Source organism: Aquimarina mycalae, from assembly GCF_029906345.1.
Taxonomy (GTDB): Bacteria; Bacteroidota; Bacteroidia; order Flavobacteriales; family Flavobacteriaceae; genus Aquimarina.
This window is the reverse complement of the sequence record NZ_JARYGY010000004.1, coordinates 219,518-235,406: the sequence shown is the minus strand read 5'-3', so window position 1 is coordinate 235,406 and position 15,889 is coordinate 219,518. Positions and strand designations below refer to the sequence as shown.

At 33.3% G+C, this 15,889-nt stretch carries 19 protein-coding genes; 6 read left to right on the top strand and 13 right to left on the bottom strand.

Going from position 1 to position 15,889, the window contains the following annotated elements; genetic code table 11:
* The first annotated feature begins 6 nt into the window (after window positions 1–6).
* The 3 genes from QBK95_RS11245 to QBK95_RS11235 are packed head-to-tail and all read left to right on the top strand — an operon-like array spanning window position 7 to window position 2,099.
* Window positions 7–657, top strand: a complete 651-nt coding sequence (locus QBK95_RS11245; RefSeq protein ID WP_280933709.1) for a hypothetical protein — start codon at window positions 7–9, stop codon at window positions 655–657.
* Window positions 633–1,415 carry a sensor histidine kinase gene (locus tag QBK95_RS11240; RefSeq protein WP_280933707.1) on the top strand — a complete coding sequence of 261 codons (783 nt, stop codon included), beginning with the start codon at window positions 633–635 and terminating at the stop codon, window positions 1,413–1,415. Before QBK95_RS11245 ends, QBK95_RS11240 begins: the two co-directional genes overlap by 25 nt.
* Window positions 1,416–1,445: 30 nt before the next feature.
* Window positions 1,446–2,099, top strand: coding sequence for a response regulator transcription factor (locus QBK95_RS11235; protein ID WP_280933705.1), 654 nt, complete (start codon window positions 1,446–1,448; stop codon window positions 2,097–2,099).
* An 80-nt stretch (window positions 2,100–2,179) separates the two neighbouring features.
* Here the strand turns inward: QBK95_RS11235 and QBK95_RS11230 are convergent, their stop codons facing one another.
* Window positions 2,180–2,770: a carboxymuconolactone decarboxylase family protein gene (locus QBK95_RS11230; protein ID WP_091406766.1), complete on the bottom strand. Its 591-nt coding sequence runs from the start codon at window positions 2,768–2,770 to the stop codon at window positions 2,180–2,182.
* A 131-nt stretch (window positions 2,771–2,901) separates the two neighbouring features.
* On the opposite strand from QBK95_RS11230, the gene recJ reads away from it, so the two are divergent.
* Window positions 2,902–4,587: a single-stranded-DNA-specific exonuclease RecJ gene (recJ, locus tag QBK95_RS11225; protein WP_280933701.1), complete on the top strand. Its 1,686-nt coding sequence runs from the start codon at window positions 2,902–2,904 to the stop codon at window positions 4,585–4,587.
* 60 nt (window positions 4,588–4,647) lie between these two features.
* Window positions 4,648–5,001, top strand: coding sequence for a hypothetical protein (locus tag QBK95_RS11220; RefSeq protein WP_280933699.1), 354 nt, complete (start codon window positions 4,648–4,650; stop codon window positions 4,999–5,001).
* Between the two features lie 7 nt (window positions 5,002–5,008).
* Here QBK95_RS11220 and QBK95_RS11215 read toward each other — a convergent pair whose 3' ends face one another.
* The 11 genes from QBK95_RS11215 to pdxA all read right to left on the bottom strand — a co-directional run bounded on the left by QBK95_RS11215 (window position 5,009) and on the right by pdxA (window position 14,340).
* Complete coding sequence (locus QBK95_RS11215) at window positions 5,009–5,941, bottom strand: alpha/beta fold hydrolase (RefSeq protein WP_280933697.1); 933 nt, start codon at window positions 5,939–5,941, stop codon at window positions 5,009–5,011.
* 99 nt (window positions 5,942–6,040) lie between these two features.
* Window positions 6,041–6,493 carry a 3-oxoacyl-ACP synthase gene (locus QBK95_RS11210; protein WP_280933695.1) on the bottom strand — a complete coding sequence of 151 codons (453 nt, stop codon included), beginning with the start codon at window positions 6,491–6,493 and terminating at the stop codon, window positions 6,041–6,043.
* A gap of 130 nt (window positions 6,494–6,623) precedes the next feature.
* Window positions 6,624–7,196, bottom strand: coding sequence for a dioxygenase family protein (locus QBK95_RS11205; RefSeq protein ID WP_280933693.1), 573 nt, complete (start codon window positions 7,194–7,196; stop codon window positions 6,624–6,626).
* A gap of 88 nt (window positions 7,197–7,284) precedes the next feature.
* On the bottom strand, window positions 7,285–7,953 hold the full coding sequence (mtgA, locus tag QBK95_RS11200; RefSeq protein ID WP_280933691.1) for a monofunctional biosynthetic peptidoglycan transglycosylase: 669 nt from the start codon (window positions 7,951–7,953) through the stop codon (window positions 7,285–7,287).
* A gap of 16 nt (window positions 7,954–7,969) precedes the next feature.
* The gene (locus QBK95_RS11195) at window positions 7,970–9,082 is read right to left on the bottom strand and encodes an NAD(P)/FAD-dependent oxidoreductase (protein ID WP_280933690.1); all 1,113 of its coding nucleotides are present in this window, start codon (window positions 9,080–9,082) and stop codon (window positions 7,970–7,972) included.
* A 47-nt stretch (window positions 9,083–9,129) separates the two neighbouring features.
* Window positions 9,130–10,479 (bottom strand): acetyl-CoA carboxylase biotin carboxylase subunit, encoded by a 1,350-nt coding sequence (gene accC, locus QBK95_RS11190; protein WP_280933688.1) that lies wholly within the window; start codon window positions 10,477–10,479, stop codon window positions 9,130–9,132.
* A 90-nt stretch (window positions 10,480–10,569) separates the two neighbouring features.
* Window positions 10,570–11,061, bottom strand: coding sequence for an acetyl-CoA carboxylase biotin carboxyl carrier protein (gene accB, locus QBK95_RS11185; RefSeq protein ID WP_280933685.1), 492 nt, complete (start codon window positions 11,059–11,061; stop codon window positions 10,570–10,572).
* A 28-nt stretch (window positions 11,062–11,089) separates the two neighbouring features.
* The gene (locus QBK95_RS11180) at window positions 11,090–12,085 is read right to left on the bottom strand and encodes a beta-ketoacyl-ACP synthase III (protein WP_280933683.1); all 996 of its coding nucleotides are present in this window, start codon (window positions 12,083–12,085) and stop codon (window positions 11,090–11,092) included.
* 273 nt (window positions 12,086–12,358) lie between these two features.
* Window positions 12,359–12,556: a 50S ribosomal protein L32 gene (rpmF, locus tag QBK95_RS11175; protein ID WP_280933679.1), complete on the bottom strand. Its 198-nt coding sequence runs from the start codon at window positions 12,554–12,556 to the stop codon at window positions 12,359–12,361.
* Window positions 12,557–12,565: 9 nt separating this feature from the next.
* Window positions 12,566–13,105: a YceD family protein gene (locus QBK95_RS11170; protein ID WP_280933677.1), complete on the bottom strand. Its 540-nt coding sequence runs from the start codon at window positions 13,103–13,105 to the stop codon at window positions 12,566–12,568.
* A gap of 167 nt (window positions 13,106–13,272) precedes the next feature.
* On the bottom strand, window positions 13,273–14,340 hold the full coding sequence (pdxA, locus tag QBK95_RS11165; protein ID WP_280933675.1) for a 4-hydroxythreonine-4-phosphate dehydrogenase PdxA: 1,068 nt from the start codon (window positions 14,338–14,340) through the stop codon (window positions 13,273–13,275).
* Between the two features lie 85 nt (window positions 14,341–14,425).
* On the opposite strand from pdxA, the gene QBK95_RS11160 reads away from it, so the two are divergent.
* On the top strand, window positions 14,426–15,016 hold the full coding sequence (locus tag QBK95_RS11160) for a riboflavin synthase (protein WP_280933673.1): 591 nt from the start codon (window positions 14,426–14,428) through the stop codon (window positions 15,014–15,016).
* Window positions 15,017–15,023: 7 nt separating this feature from the next.
* On the opposite strand, the gene QBK95_RS11155 is transcribed toward QBK95_RS11160, so the two are convergent.
* Window positions 15,024–15,647: a hypothetical protein gene (locus tag QBK95_RS11155; RefSeq protein ID WP_280933671.1), complete on the bottom strand. Its 624-nt coding sequence runs from the start codon at window positions 15,645–15,647 to the stop codon at window positions 15,024–15,026.
* Window positions 15,648–15,889: the final 242 nt, after the last annotated feature.

Here is a 15,889-nt window from a genome sequence, read left to right as displayed (position 1 = left end):
ATACTAATGAATGAGGAGTTTTTTAAATTTTTAGGGAATGTTTCGTCTTTTATAGTGATTGTACCACTATTATTGGCGATATATAGATTTAAGAAACTAAACACTGTACAAATAAGGCTTTTGTATTTATTAGTATTAGTACTAATTGTAGAGTTTATTTCAAATATGCTTTGGCGTAAAAAAATTAATAATTTACCAGTATATCATTTTTACGCGATCATAGAGTTTTTGTTGATCATTAATATATATAGAGCTGTCTTATCGAAAACATTTTCTAAACAGTTTTTTATCGTCTTGGGTATTTCTTTTACTGTATTTTCAGTTGTTAATACCTTGTTTTTTCAGAACCTGAATACATTTAATTCTAATGCGACAACACTTTTAGGAGTAGTAGTAATATTTCTTGCGTTAAGTTATTTTTATACGTTATTAAAAGAAGTAAAATATAGTGCGTTAGAAACCAATCCTATGTTTTGGATTAACGCGGGCTTTTTGATTTATTTTTCTAGTAACTTAATATTGTTTTTTATTAATAACAATATGTTTAAAGGTTCTACAGAAGCAAGTTATTTGGTTTGGGGTCTTCATGCTATTGTAAATATAGTATTAATGTTATTTTACACTTTCGCTATATGGGTGAATCCGAAGAAGCTATAACACTAAAGATCATCATCATCGGTATGGTAGTGATATTTTTACTATCACTATCAGTGATTGTGTTTTTTATTATTTATCAGCGCAGATTACTTGCACAGCAAAAAAAACATCAAAAAATAGAGTCGGATTATCAAAAGGAATTGCTTAAAACATCGATTCAGAGTCAAGAAGAAGAACGAACAAGAATTGCCAAAGAATTACATGATGATGTAGGAGCCATGTTAACTACTACAAAACTTTATATGGGTCAGATAGAACCAGAATTAGCGCCAGAAGAATTAACAAGCATTGTAAATAAAATAGGCGGTTTTTTTGATGATATGATTAGAAGTGTACGTGGTATTTCTCAAGACTTAAGACCAGTTGTATTAGAAAAACTAGGATTTTCTGAAGCGGTGGATAGCTTAGTACAAACAGTGCGTGATTCTGGAAAAATTAAAATATCTTTTGTAGACAGCACAACGCAAAACATTGCAAAAACTAAAGAATTAAATTTATATCGGATCATTCAGGAATTGATTACGAATACACTAAAACATGCAGAGGCCTCTAATATATATATAGAAATGAAGAATCATGACAATATATTGATTCTGGTATATGAAGATGACGGAAAAGGTTTGGATCAAAAACAACTTCAATATAGAAAGGGATTAGGGCTTAAAAATATAGAAAGTAGATTATCTATTTTGTCTGGGACAATTAGTTTTCAGGAAGAAAAACATGGAATGAAAGTACAACTAGAAATTCCATTATAAATACACTTAACAACCTAAAATGATACAACCATGAAAAGAATTCAATTAGGATTGGTAGATGACCACAACCTGTTTCGGGAAGGCATAAAATCTTTATTAGATAAAATGAACAATATCGAACTTGTTCTGGAAGCAGTGAGTGGAAAAGATCTTTTAGCTAAATTAAATAACACTACCCCAGATGTGATATTATTGGATTTAGAGATGGAGGAAATGAATGGAGTAGACGCAACGGTAAAAATAAAAGAGTTGTATCCAGATATCAAGATTATCATTCTTACGATGCATAAAGAAGAACGAATGATCTCTTATCTTATGGAAGTTGGTGCTAATGGATATTTATTAAAAGATACAAATCAACAAGAACTGGAAGAGGCAATTCGATCTGTCTTCGAAAAAGGTTTTTATTTTAATCCTTTTGTTTCTCAGGCATTATTGAAAGGGCTTAAAAATAAAACCAATAAACCACCTATAATAGGTAAAGATTACCACCTTACCACAAGAGAAATGGAAGTATTAGAATTGGTTACCAAAGAATATACTACCGCAGGAATTGCTGAAGAGTTATTTTTGAGTATTCGAACTATCGAAGGACATCGCAAAAATCTAATGATCAAATTAGGAGTAAAAAACACTGCTGGATTAATTATTAAAGCAGTCAAGGAAAAGATTATTTCTGTATAAATAATTTAAAAAAAGACCTGTAGTATTTCAAAAATACCACAGGTCTTTTTTATTTTTTTGGATAAAGAATCAAATAAAAACTATACGTGTTTTCCTTTTTCCCATCCGTGTTTACCAAGATATTGTTCTCCAGATTCGATGGCTCCTTCTTCTACGGTAGTTCCCATAGAATCATTCCATCGGTTTAGGTATCCAAATAAAGAAATAACACCAAGCATTTCTACAATTTCGCCTTCGTCCCAATATTTATATAACTCGGTTTTGATCGCTTCATCCACATTATTAGGTACTAAGGATGCTGCTAGCGAAAAATCAAGTGCTGCTCGTTCTGCATCGCTAAATGCTGGGTGTGTTTTATATTCCCAAATATTATCTAATTGTTCTTGCTCTGCTCCATAACGTTCAGCAGCACGAATTGCGTGAGCCTGGCAGTATCTACATCCTGTAGCATTACTACTTACCCAGGCAATCATACGTTTTAATGCTGAGGTTACACGACCTTCATTCGCCATAACCGCTTTATTAAGGTTAATAAAAGCTTTAGAAATGGCAGGTCTTCGTTGCATAGTTAATACCGAATTAGGGCAAAATCCAAGTGTTTCATTGAAGAATTCAGCTAATTCTTTGGTTTCAATATCGTGATCCGCTGATAAAGGTGTTACTAATGGCATGTGTATATCTAATTTTTTGAGTTTACTTATATTTTTGACAAAGCAAAATACGAAACTAATGTCAAACGGAAAGCAGTAGAGATGTTTTTTGTACTTTGGATTTTTAAATAATTTTTGGAATCACAATGCCGATGAGATGGACCCTAAAACCAAAACCTGATACTGCAATAGTTAACAATTTAGCAAAAGCTCTTAACGTAGATTCGACAGTTGCTTTGTTATTAGTTCAGAGAGGTATCGAAACGTATGATCAAGCTAAAACATTTTTTAGGCCCTCATTAGAAGATTTACACGATCCTTTTTTAATGAAAGACATGGATAAAGCTGTTTCCAGAATAGAGAAAGCAGTATCAGATCAAGAAAATATTATGGTTTATGGGGATTATGATGTAGATGGAACAACGTCTGTAGCGCTAATGTCTTCGTATTTAGAATCAATATCGCCTCAAATCACTACATATATTCCAGATCGTTATAAAGAAGGATATGGAGTGTCATATCAAGGAATCGATTATGCATCTGATAATGATATCTCATTGATTATAGCACTGGATTGCGGGATCAAAGCTATAGAAAAAGTGGCCTATGCAAAATCAAAAGGAATCGATTTTATAATCTGTGATCATCACCGACCAGGTGATACCATTCCAGATGCAGCAGCCGTATTAGACCCTAAACGAGAAGATTGTGAATATCCTTATAAAGAATTATGTGGTTGTGGAGTAGGGTTTAAATTAATTCAGGCAATTGCTGTAAAAAAGCAACAGTCTATCGATGATTTAGTATTGTATTTGGACCTGGTTGCCACAGCGATAGGAGCAGATATTGTTCCGATAACAGGAGAGAATAGAGTATTGGCTTATTATGGTCTTCAGGTTATTAATCAAAATCCTAGAACAGGTTTTAGAGCAATGCTTTCGCAAGTCAAAAAAGAGATCCTAACAATTACTGATGTAGTCTTTATAATAGCCCCAAGAATTAATGCAGCCGGAAGAATGAAACATGGATTACATGCAGTGAATTTGCTGAAAGAGGAAGATCCTAAGATTGCATCAGAATATGCTGCCGAAATAGAAACGTATAATAGTGATCGAAAGGATGCAGACAAAAACATTACAGAAGAGGCTTTAGTACAAATAACTAAAAACAAAGAAGAAGACAGATTCACTACAGTGGTGTATGATGAAAATTGGCACAAAGGTGTTATCGGGATTGTGGCATCAAGACTTATAGAAACGTATTATCGACCTACTTTGGTTTTCACCAAAAGTGGTGCAATGCTGGCTGCTTCTGCCAGATCTGTAAAAGGGTTTGATGTATATAATGCCTTAGATGCATGCTCAGAACATATAGAACAATTTGGAGGTCATAAATACGCTGCAGGATTAACGCTAAAAGAAGAACAATATGAAGTATTCAAGCAAAAATTTGAGGAAGTTGTAAGTGAAACCATAGATAAACATCTGTTGATTCCAGAAGTAGTAATAGATATTCCGATAGAATTAAATGAGATTACACCAAAGTTCTTTAGGATTCTTAAACAATTTGCGCCATTTGGTCCAGGAAATATGACACCAGTATTTATGACAGAAAACGTTAAGGATTCTGGATATGCAAAATGTGTAGGAGCCGATGAGAAACACCTGAAATGTAGAATTCAAAAAAATGGATTGGGTATAAATGCGATTGGCTTTAACTTGGGACCAAAACAAAATTTGATTTCGAATAACCAGAATATTAAGGTTGCCTATACTATAGATGAAAACCATTGGAATGGTGAGGTATCACTACAATTGAAATTAAAAGATATAAATTAACTTATTTTTATTTAGATTAATTATAAATAATTAATACTTTTGAATCTAATAAAATTCGAAATGAGTGCTATCGATAGAATTTACAGTAATAAGTTAGGAATATCTTTTTTTTGGAAAAAGAAAGAACGTAATACGTTAAGTAAGGTTCAGTTGGTGTTTAGAGATATTGGATTCTTACTTACGCTAAACGAGTTAAAGGATTTCTCGGATGCTTGTATACTTGCGAAACAATCTCAATGCTGTGATGATTGTAATCATGATCAACATTGTAGATCACTTTTACTAAGAACACCATCTGATAAAATAGATTTGGCATTAAATAAGGAGGAACTTGATCAGGTTCAAGAATTGATAAATGGTACTATTTTTAGAATAGAATTAGAGGATTGGGTTAAGAATGTTGGTCTTAATTAAATAAATATTATCGGAGAAAGTCCAATATTTTATAAGAAATCTCTTCTGCTTTTGTTTCTTGTATAAAATGTTTTTCATCAATGAAATGAACATCGGCTTCGTCGATTTTTAAAGCCGTAACTACCTTGGTTTGTTGAGGGGTCCATTGTAGCATAGTATCATGAATTCCCCATATTACAGCAACAGGAATATCAATACTTTCAAAAACAAGAGAGTAATCAGGAAAATAATTACAAGTTCTTGTAAAGAAATAATACATTCCATCCGTTTTACCTTCGAGCAACGGAGTTTTATATCCTTCTATATCTAACTCATTTAATTTATTTTCTTTTAGACCTTCTTTAAAAAGCATTTTTAATAAAGTATTGGTGGTAACTCCATTACGATAGGACCACATAGCTGCTTTAGCCGCAGGACCTGGACTAAATCGGATCGGTGGATAGAATCCTTCTTCGTATAAAAGTGTATTCAATACAATTAATTCTTCAATTCTTTTTGGAGCTTGATTGAAAAGTTCCCAAGTCCATACACCTCCTACATCATGCATTACATGTGACCAATAATCAATGCCTAAGCCATCCATAAGTTCGAGGATGCGTTTAGCATGTTCTTTTTCACTATATATTTTATATCCTTCTGGAGAGTCGCTAGAACCATACCCTAACATATCAGGCACAATAACTCGATATCCGCCAGCTACAAGAGGATCAATCATTTTACGATACAACCAACCAGAAGTAGGAACTCCATGAAGTAATAAAATCACGGGGCCATTTCCTTTATCTATATATTTTATGATGCCATCTTTACTAGGAAAAGATCGTTGTTGCGCTCTAAACTCTTCATAAGTCATCTGACCTTTTCTGATTTTAGTATTTTGATATGGTTTACACCCAAAAACGAATACCCCGATTAGAAGTAATAAAGAAAGCTTCTTCATTTAGAATGATAATTTGTGAATTGGCAATTTACTTAAAATCATTTTTTTATGCTATCGTATTTGATAATTTTAAGAGAAAGAAAAAAAATACGCTTTATACTATGCTATTTTCTGGATTATATATTGTTTTTCATTAAAATTAAAATGATCACTGGTTTTCTTTCCTAATAAGAGTTTTCCAATGGGAGTATTTGGAGCTATGGCAAAATAGAATTCGTTTTCAACAGTTATTTTTCCAACAGAAATACTTATAAAATAATTGCCCTGAGAAGTTTTAACTAAGCTTCCGAGTCGGATAACTTCAGAAGATGATGAAACATCTATCTTAGCTAAAAGTATCTGTAAATTCTGAGCTTCAGCTAGCTGAACACCAGCCTTTTCTCTTTCTAGTTGCAGCATTGCCCTTCCAGTTTCATGTTTGTCTCCTGCGGTACTTTTTGTTTCGGATCCTAATGATTCTTGAATGTTAGCAATTCTATTTCGAATTCTATGAAGACGATCTTCTACAAATAGCTCACATTGATGATATAATTCTTCCTTTATCTTTTTCAATAAAAAAATGTTTAGGATTTCAAGATAGAATAACCATGGTGATTGCACAAATATAATTCTGATGATAGCATAAAAAAAGGAGGCAGTTTTGTAACTAAACTACCTCCTTGGCGTATAAAAATAATTAAAACTAAATTTCAGGTAAAAAAATATTTACTATTCCTTCTAAATAACCTGTGTTACTGTATTTAAAGTCAATGACTCTAGAATCTTCTGCTACTATAGCGATCTCATCGATCAGAATTCTTGGATCATTTTTAAAGTAGATTTGAGTTTCTAAAGTAGTATGTCCTTCTGCAGAAATTTTATAATGAAAATGTCTCGCTCTATATCCATAAATCCCTGGGCGGATTGTTCTTATTTTGTATTCACCAGCTGCGTTTGTGAGGATGCATCCAGATAAAGTAGTTTGTCTAGGAAAATAAAAATTTCTATCTGTATGATAGGCTCCTGCATCATCTGCATGCCAAATTTCGATTTTTGCATTTGACACAGGTTGCTTGTCTTTTGTATAAACTTTTCCAGAAACGACAGTAGGGATTCCAGGTAAATTTCTGGTATTTAGGTTTACAATTTGAATGGATTCAGTATAGTTTGATACTTTTTTCTGAATCTTATTTCCTACATAATATGGTATTACAAGACTATTTTTTCTTTGACTGGCTTCTTCTGAAAAAGAATAATTTCTATGAGTATTTTCCATAACAAAAGGTTTTAGGGGCTTTATTATAAAACAAGACATTATGGTTTTACCCTACCGTTAAGAAAAATATTTTTTAAAAATTATTCTTTTATAAAGAAAAAGAACCATAATTCTGCATTTGTTGTAGAATCCATTTTTTTCTTTCCTGAATATAGTTGGATGGAGGGTTGGCGAGATGTTTTCTTGGATTAGGTAGTATTGCTGCGATGGCTGCAGCTTCAGATGTGTTTAGATCGATGGCGGATTTATTAAACCAAAATTGAGCGGCAGCTTCTATACCGTATATTTCATCACCCATCTCTATACTATTTAAATATACCTCAAGAATTCGTTCTTTACTCCAAAAGGTTTCGATCAAAAAAGTAAAATAACTTTCTAAACCTTTTCGAACCCAACTACGATGAGGCCATAAAAAAACATTCTTAGCTGTTTGCTGCGAAATAGTACTTGCTCCTCGTAATCGTTTACCAGATTTATGATCTTTGATTGCTTTTTGAATTGCTTTAGTGTCAAAACCGCCATGGTTTAAGAACCTTTGGTCTTCGCTACAAATAATTGCTAGTTGAACGTTTTTGGAAATACGTGCGATGGATACCCATTGATGTTTCGTTTGTATTTTTTTTTCGGACTGAAAATCACGAATAATCATTAATGGAGTTCCTGGTACATCTACCCATTTGTATACAAGAACCCACAATACACTTAGGATTATGAAAGCGATAAAACTTTTAACTATAAAACCAAAAATTTTTCTCATAACAAATAGTAATTAGCTACATAAGATCTGCTAATTCTGTACCAACAAGACTTCCAATTGCTACACCCATACCACCAAGCCTTACGCCACAGTACACATTATTAGAAATTTGTTTCACGATGGATTTCTTTTGATTTCCAACGCCCATAATTCCACTCCAACGATGTTCTATTTCAAAATCTATATTTGGTAGAATTACTGTTTTTAATATTTCCTCTAGTTTTTGTTGCACTAATTGGGTTTGGCCTAATTCTGTGGTTTCTTCTGCTTTAAAATCTAAGTTTCTTCCGCCACCAAAAAGAATTCTATTATCGATATTTCTGAAATAATAATATCCTTTATCCAGATGAAATGTGCCTTTAATATGCAAGTCTTGTATAGGCTTCGTAATTAATACTTGCGCCCTTGCAGGTTGTACATTATCAATTCCTAATTGAGAAGCAAAACCATTTGTTGCAATTAGTACTTTATTAGAAGAAAACGTAAAATCATCTGTTTTTATTTCTACAGCACTATTGGTTTCTGTAAAAGAATGCACATTACAATTATTAAGTATTTTAATACCCGCAATTTGTACTTTTTGTAAAAGAGCTTCCATCATTTTACCAGTATCAAGTTGTGCTTCGAATTGATTAACTATGTATGTAGGCTGGATATTATCAAAATTAAAAATATTGTCTTTTTTAAGAAACACATCATTCTTAAAAATGGATTTCAATAAAGTGTTAATGTCTTCTATTTTGGAAAGGCAAGTTTCGTATAATCCAGTGTCTGTTTTTGTGAAAAGTTCATATCCGCCATTTTGGATATATGCTATAGTGGTATCTCCAAGGTTTTTGCGTAACAACCGCAAACCTTGATATCTTTTTTGTACCAATTGTAGTACTTCTTCTTCAGAATGTGAGTTGAGGTCATCCAGAATTTCAGATAGACTGCCAAAGCAAGCAAATCCAGCATTTTTAGTACTAGCGCCATTAGGAAGCATTCCTCGTTCGAGGATCAGAATATTAGCTTTTGGAAATTTATTTTTTAACCGAAGCGCACAATTAAGCCCAACGATTCCACTACCAATAATAGTAAAATCGACATTAGACAACCAAGTTTTATGTTCCCAGTAGCTTGCGATCATTTTTAAAACGTATAAAAAAAGCCTCATTGCTGAGGCTTAATCGTTAGTTAGTTTTGTGGTTCTTCCATCTCAAAATCCTCCATAAACTTAGTGGTATAATTTCCAGAAACATAATCCGGATGATCCATTAATTGTCTATGAAATGGGACAGTAGTTTTTATTCCTTCTACCACAAATTCATCAAGGGCTCTTTTCATCTTATTAATTGCCTCTTCACGAGTTTGGGCAGTAGTGATTAATTTAGCGATCATAGAATCGTAATTAGGTGGAATGATGTAACCACTGTATACGTGTGTATCAATACGAACTCCGTGACCACCAGGAATATGTAAATTTGTTATTTTACCTGGCGAAGGTCGGAAATCCTTATATGGATCTTCTGCATTGATTCTACATTCTATAGAGTGTAACTGCGGGTAATAATTCTTGCCAGAAATTGGCACGCCAGCAGCTACTAATATTTGTTCTCTTATTAAATCGTAATCAACCACTTGTTCTGTGATTGGGTGTTCTACCTGGATACGAGTATTCATCTCCATAAAATAGAAATTACGATGTTTGTCTACTAAAAACTCTACAGTTCCTGCTCCTTCATATTTGATATATTCAGCGGCTTTTACAGCGGCTTCACCCATCTTGTTTCTCAATTCATCTGTCATGAATGGAGAAGGAGTTTCTTCAGTTAATTTTTGGTGTCTTCGTTGTACAGAACAATCTCTTTCTGATAAGTGACATGCTCTACCATTACTATCACCTACGACTTGAATTTCTATATGACGTGGTTCTTCAATAAGTTTCTCCATGTACATATCATCGTTGCCAAAAGCAGCTTTACTTTCTTGTCTGGCAGATTCCCAGGCATTTTGCAGATCTTCTTCTTTCCAAACTGCGCGCATACCTTTACCACCACCACCAGCACTGGCTTTAAGCATTACTGGATAACCAGTTTCTTTAGCTACCTTTATACAAGTCTCAAAATCTGGAATTACACCTTCACTTCCTGGAACACAAGGTACTCCAGCTTCGATCATAGTAGATTTAGCTGATGCTTTATCTCCCATTCTGTCGATCATCTCTGCACTAGCACCAATAAATTTTATTTCGTGCTCTTCACAAATTTTAGAGAATTTAGCGTTTTCTGAAAGAAAACCATATCCAGGATGTATTGCATCTGCGTTTGTGATTTCTGCAGCAGCGATGATGTTAGACATTTTAAGATAAGACTCACTACTTGGCGCTGGTCCTATACAAACGGCTTCATCTGCAAAACGCACATGTAAACTTTCGGCATCTGCTGTAGAATATACAGCTACAGATTTGATACCCATTTCTTTGCAGGTTCTGATTACACGCATTGCAATCTCACCTCTATTTGCAATTAGAATTTTTTTAAACATAACGTTCTAAATTTAAAAATCTCAAATTCCATGTTCCAAATTCCATAGTGTTGGATTTTGGGATTTGTCAATTGGAATTTTAAAATTGGGTTATGATGGGTCTACTAAGAATAATGGCTGATCAAACTCTACAGGAGATGAATCATCCGCTAATACTTTTACAATTTTACCAGAAACTTCACTTTCAATTTCATTAAAAAGTTTCATTGCTTCGATAATACATAGTACATCTCCTTCTTTAATGGTATCACCAACCTCTACAAAAGTTGGTTTGTCTGGAGACGGTTTTCTATAAAGGGTTCCTATAATAGGAGATTTTATAGTAATGTATTTCGAATTGTCTTCTGTTGCTGCGGTATTAGCAGGAGGAGCAACAGGAGTTGGTTCTACTACTTGCGCAGGAGCTACTGGTTGGGAAGTAACAGGTGCGTTAACAGGAATCTGTTGTACAAAAGTTGTTTCTTTGTTTTCTTCTGAAGTTGTTTTGATAGTAATTTTTACATCTTCCATCTCTAACTTCACTTCGCTCGCCCCAGATTTGGCAACGAATTTAATTAAATTCTGAATTTCTTTTAAATCCATAATGTTGGGTATTGTGTGTTTTAGTTGTTTAGGAATTATAGGCCCATTTTAAGAAAATTGAACCCCAAGTAAAGCCTCCACCAAATGAGGCAAATACTATATTATCTCCTTTTTTGAGTTGTTTTTCGTAATCACTTAATAATAGTGGTAATGTAGCTGAGGTTGTATTACCGTATCGATGGATATTCATAAGAACTTTATTCTCATCCAATTCCATTCTTCTTGCCGTAGCATCAATTATACGTTTATTAGCTTGATGCGCAACAAGCCAATCTACATCTTCTCCAGATAGATTGTTACGCTCCATAATTTTAGAGCTAGAATCGGCCATATTAGAAACTGCATATTTAAATACAGATTTTCCATCCTGTTGCACAAAATGTTGTCTATTAGTGACAGTTTCTTCTGTTGGGGGCAGTATAGAACCACCAGCTTCGATTTTTAGAAACTCTCGTCCGATTCCATCCGTACGTAAATATTCATCTTGTAGCCCTAAACCTTCGTGATTTGGTTCAAAAAGGGCAGCTCCACCACCATCGCCAAAAATAATACAAGTAGTTCGATCTGTATAATCAATAATTGAAGACATTTTATCTGCTCCAATTAGTAATATCTTCTTGTATCTACCTGATTCGATATAACTGGCTGCTGTGGACATTCCGTATAAAAAACTGGAACAAGCTGCTTGTAAGTCATAAGAAAAAGCATTAACAGCGCCTATTTTTGAAGCGGTGTATGCTGCAGTTGCTGCAACTGGGAGATCAGGAGTAGCAGTAGCAAAAATTACCATATCAATCTCTTTAGGATCGAGATTCTTTTTAGCAATTAAATCTTCTGCTGCTTTTATTCCTAAAAAAGAACTTCCTTGACCTTCTTCTTTTAGAATTCTCCGTTCTTTAATACCTGTACGAGTGGTAATCCATTCATCGTTTGTATCGACCATTGTTGCTAATATCTCATTAGATAACACATAGTCTGGCACATAAGCGCCTACAGCTGTGATAGCGGCTGTGATTTTACTCATATCTTGATTTTAGTTTCATCTAAAATTTCTATTATTAAATTCTAGATGGAATTCGCTAATAACTACTCTGCTTGCCTGCAAAGCAGGAATTAACATCAATAAATTGCTTAGCTCATTTCATGAACCATTGCACAAACATGTGCAAAAAGTGGTCGAAAATACTAAATTACATGCAAATATGGCGCAAAATAACTGGATTTTGACACATATTCAACTAAAAACAAAAAAACTCTCACATTTGTGAGAGTTCTCTTTAGAATTTTAACAGTATCCTTATGCTACTTCTTCCTCAGTATTATCAATAATTACCTGACCGCGGTAGTATAATTTACCTTCGAACCAATGTGCTCTGTGGTATAAATGTGCTTCTCCTGTTGTAGGATCTGTAGCTATTTGTGGTACAGTAGCTTTATAATGTGTTCTTCTCTTATCTCTTCTTGTTCTGGAGATTTTTCTCTTAGGATGTGCCATTGTTAGCTATTATTTATCGTTTAATAAGTTTTTTAATTTATCCCAACGAGGATCAATTTCCTCGTTATCATTTTCTAATGTTTCCTCTTTCGGGCTTAATTCATCTAATTTTTCAAGTATATCAGATTTTAATGTCCCGTCTTCAACACCAGGATGAACTCTTTTAGAAGGTACTCCTAAAACAACAAGTTCATATATATATTGTTGAACGTTGATTTCATATTCTCCATGTGGGATAATAAGAATTTCCTCGTTCTCATCATTATATTCGTTTCCAAATTTAACTACTAAAAACAATTCGTTTTTAATAGATAAATCAAAAGGTTCGTTGGTAACGTCGCAATTCACATTTATATTACCATCAGCTCTAAAAGCTAACTCTAACATTGTTGTTTTCTTGTTAAATTCCAGATCGACCTTTATTGCAGATGCATTAAATTCATCATACTCAAAATGTTCGAAGAACGTATTGCCAATTTGATACTCAAACTTGTGTAATCCTTGCTTCAGTCCAACAAAAGGGATATTAAACTCTTTTAGTGGTTTCATTTCATCATCAGTTTCGAGTCTCTGCCAATTCGGCAAAGGCGGGTGCAAAGATAACAAAAAAACATTATGAAAGCATTTTTGTAAATAAAATTATATCAGAAAGTTAGTGATCAATTAACTTTAAGGTCTGAGATATTAGATAATATAGGTTTTTACGTTCTATAGATCTAATCTCTTGGAGTCTTATTCTGGGGTTTTCGGGGTTGCTTTTTTAATGGGTTTTGGGTTAATTCAGTATATTCTTGCCTGTTTTTAAAAATTTTTATAGCAGAAAACACAGCTTCTTTAAAGGATCCATTATCTGCTTTATTCTTTCCAGAGATCTCAAAAGCAGTTCCATGATCTGGAGAAGTACGTACTTTATTTAGTCCTGCAGTATAATTTACACCTTTTCCGAAGGATAAGGTTTTAAACGGAATTAATCCTTGGTCATGATAAGATGCAACAATTGCATCAAAAGTTTTGTAACTATCAGAGCCAAAAAAACTATCTGCGGCATATGGGCCATATACTAATTTACCCGTTTCATTTATTTTTTTGATAGTTGGTTTTAGAATTTCTTCATCTTCTTTTCCAATTACACCATTATCTCCACTATGAGGGTTAATACCTAATACGGCTATTTTTGGTTTGCTTATTGCAAAATCCTGTTTTAAGGCCTGATATATAGTGTCAATCTTCTGTTCAATAAGTTCTGGAGTAATAGTATTTGCTATATCTTTTAGAGCCACGTGATCCGTAAGTAATCCTACTTTTAGTGTGTCTGTAATCATAAACATTAGACTATTACCATCAAGTTCTTGATCAAGATAATCTGTGTGTCCTGGGAAATTAAAATCTTCTGATTGAATACTATGTTTATTAATAGGAGCAGTTACCAATACGTCAATTTCATCATTTTTTAAAGAGGCAGTTGCTGCTTTTAATGATTTGATAGCATATTCGCCGACCTTCTGATCTTCTTGACCAAAATTAATATTAACTCCTTCTTTCCATACATTAAGGACATTGATTTTGCCATCAATAATTTGAGAAGTTTTATCTATTCCGTGAAGATTAGCGTTGATCTGGTATTGTTTTTTAAGAAAAGAAAGAATCTTTACGGATGCAAAAATTACAGGAGTGCAAAAATCCAGCATTCGCGGATCTTCAAAAGTTTTAAGTACTACTTCACTTCCAATGCCATTTAAGTCACCAATAGATATACCTAATCTTATTTTTTCTTCTTTCTTCATTATAACCTACTTTATAAGTATTTTTGAAATCTAAAAATTGATCGCAAATTTTGAGGTCACAAATTTAACTAAATAATTCGCATTTATGTTTACAGGAATCATCGAAGAATTAGGAACGGTTACAAATCTAAAAATAGATAAGGAGAATCTTGATATTACCGTTCGTGCGAATTTTACTTCAGAGTTGAAAATTGATCAAAGTGTTGCGCATAACGGAGTGTGTCTAACGGTAGTTTCTATAGAAGACCAAACATATACTGTTACTGCAATTAAAGAGACATTAGATAAAACGAATCTGAATCATCTTAAAACTGGACATATTGTAAATTTAGAGCGAGGTATGAAATTAGGAGCTCGACTAGATGGTCATATTGTGCAAGGTCATGTGGATCAAACTGCAGTGTGCAAAAGTGTAAAAGAAGCAGATGGAAGTTGGTATTTTACATTTGAATATGATCCTTCATTACACAATATTACGATAGAAAAGGGTTCTGTTACTGTAAATGGAGTAAGTCTTACTGTTGTTAATTCCAAAAGAAACGAATTTAGTGTGGCAATAATTCCTTTTACTTACGAACACACTAATTTTAACGGGTTCGAGGTTGGAACGGTAGTTAATTTAGAGTTTGATGTTATTGGTAAATATGTAAAAAGAATTACAGAATTAGGTGTGTAGATATAAGTTACTTTTGCTTTTCGTATTTGGCATAAAACCATAATCTAGGAGATAGTTCGGGATTATCACCTTCATAATATCCCCAGCCAAGAATTTCATAAAAATTTTCAGACACTGTTTCTTTAAAGTATTCGATTTTTTGAGGTGTTTGCTCTTTGCGTTGCCATATGATAGTATTCCCGCTTGCCGAACCTTCATGAATTACAGTTTCATTTGGTTTTTTTACAACACACCACAAGATACCGTTCTGGATTTTATTAACTCCATTACTTATAATTTTTTGCCCAGTATCAGGATAATAATCGATTATAGATACCGTTTGAAAGTATGGACTCTTAGAGGTGTAAGTCTGTTGTACCTGAATACTATTGACTTGTTTTATACCATCTTTTTGTAAACTGGATAATGAAATATTTTTTAGATCAATTTTATTAATCGACAATTGTTTTTCATCCTCAAAAATTAAAAATTCTCCTTTCCAAACACCATCTAGTATTTTAAAAACATCGGTATATTTTTGGTCATTTTCTGTAATCTGAGGGATATTTTTAATATCATCTATAGGAATCTTATGTTGGCAGCTGCTTATGGTACAGCATAGTAATAGTATACCTGTATATAAACTCCTCATACGTTTAATATATTATTATACTCCTAGATACACACTAGATGCACATAAAAAAAATCACATGTATGTAGTGTGATACACTGTGTGTTACAAAGAAGCGAATTCGAATTCATAAAATAGCACCATTATATGAAAAATGGTTTATATTTTTTCTACTTCGTTAAATTTGAAAAGTGAAAAGTTATGTTTGTCAATTTTGAGTATTACCCCTCCTAAATCGCTAAGGTGCGAGCAGGACATGAAAT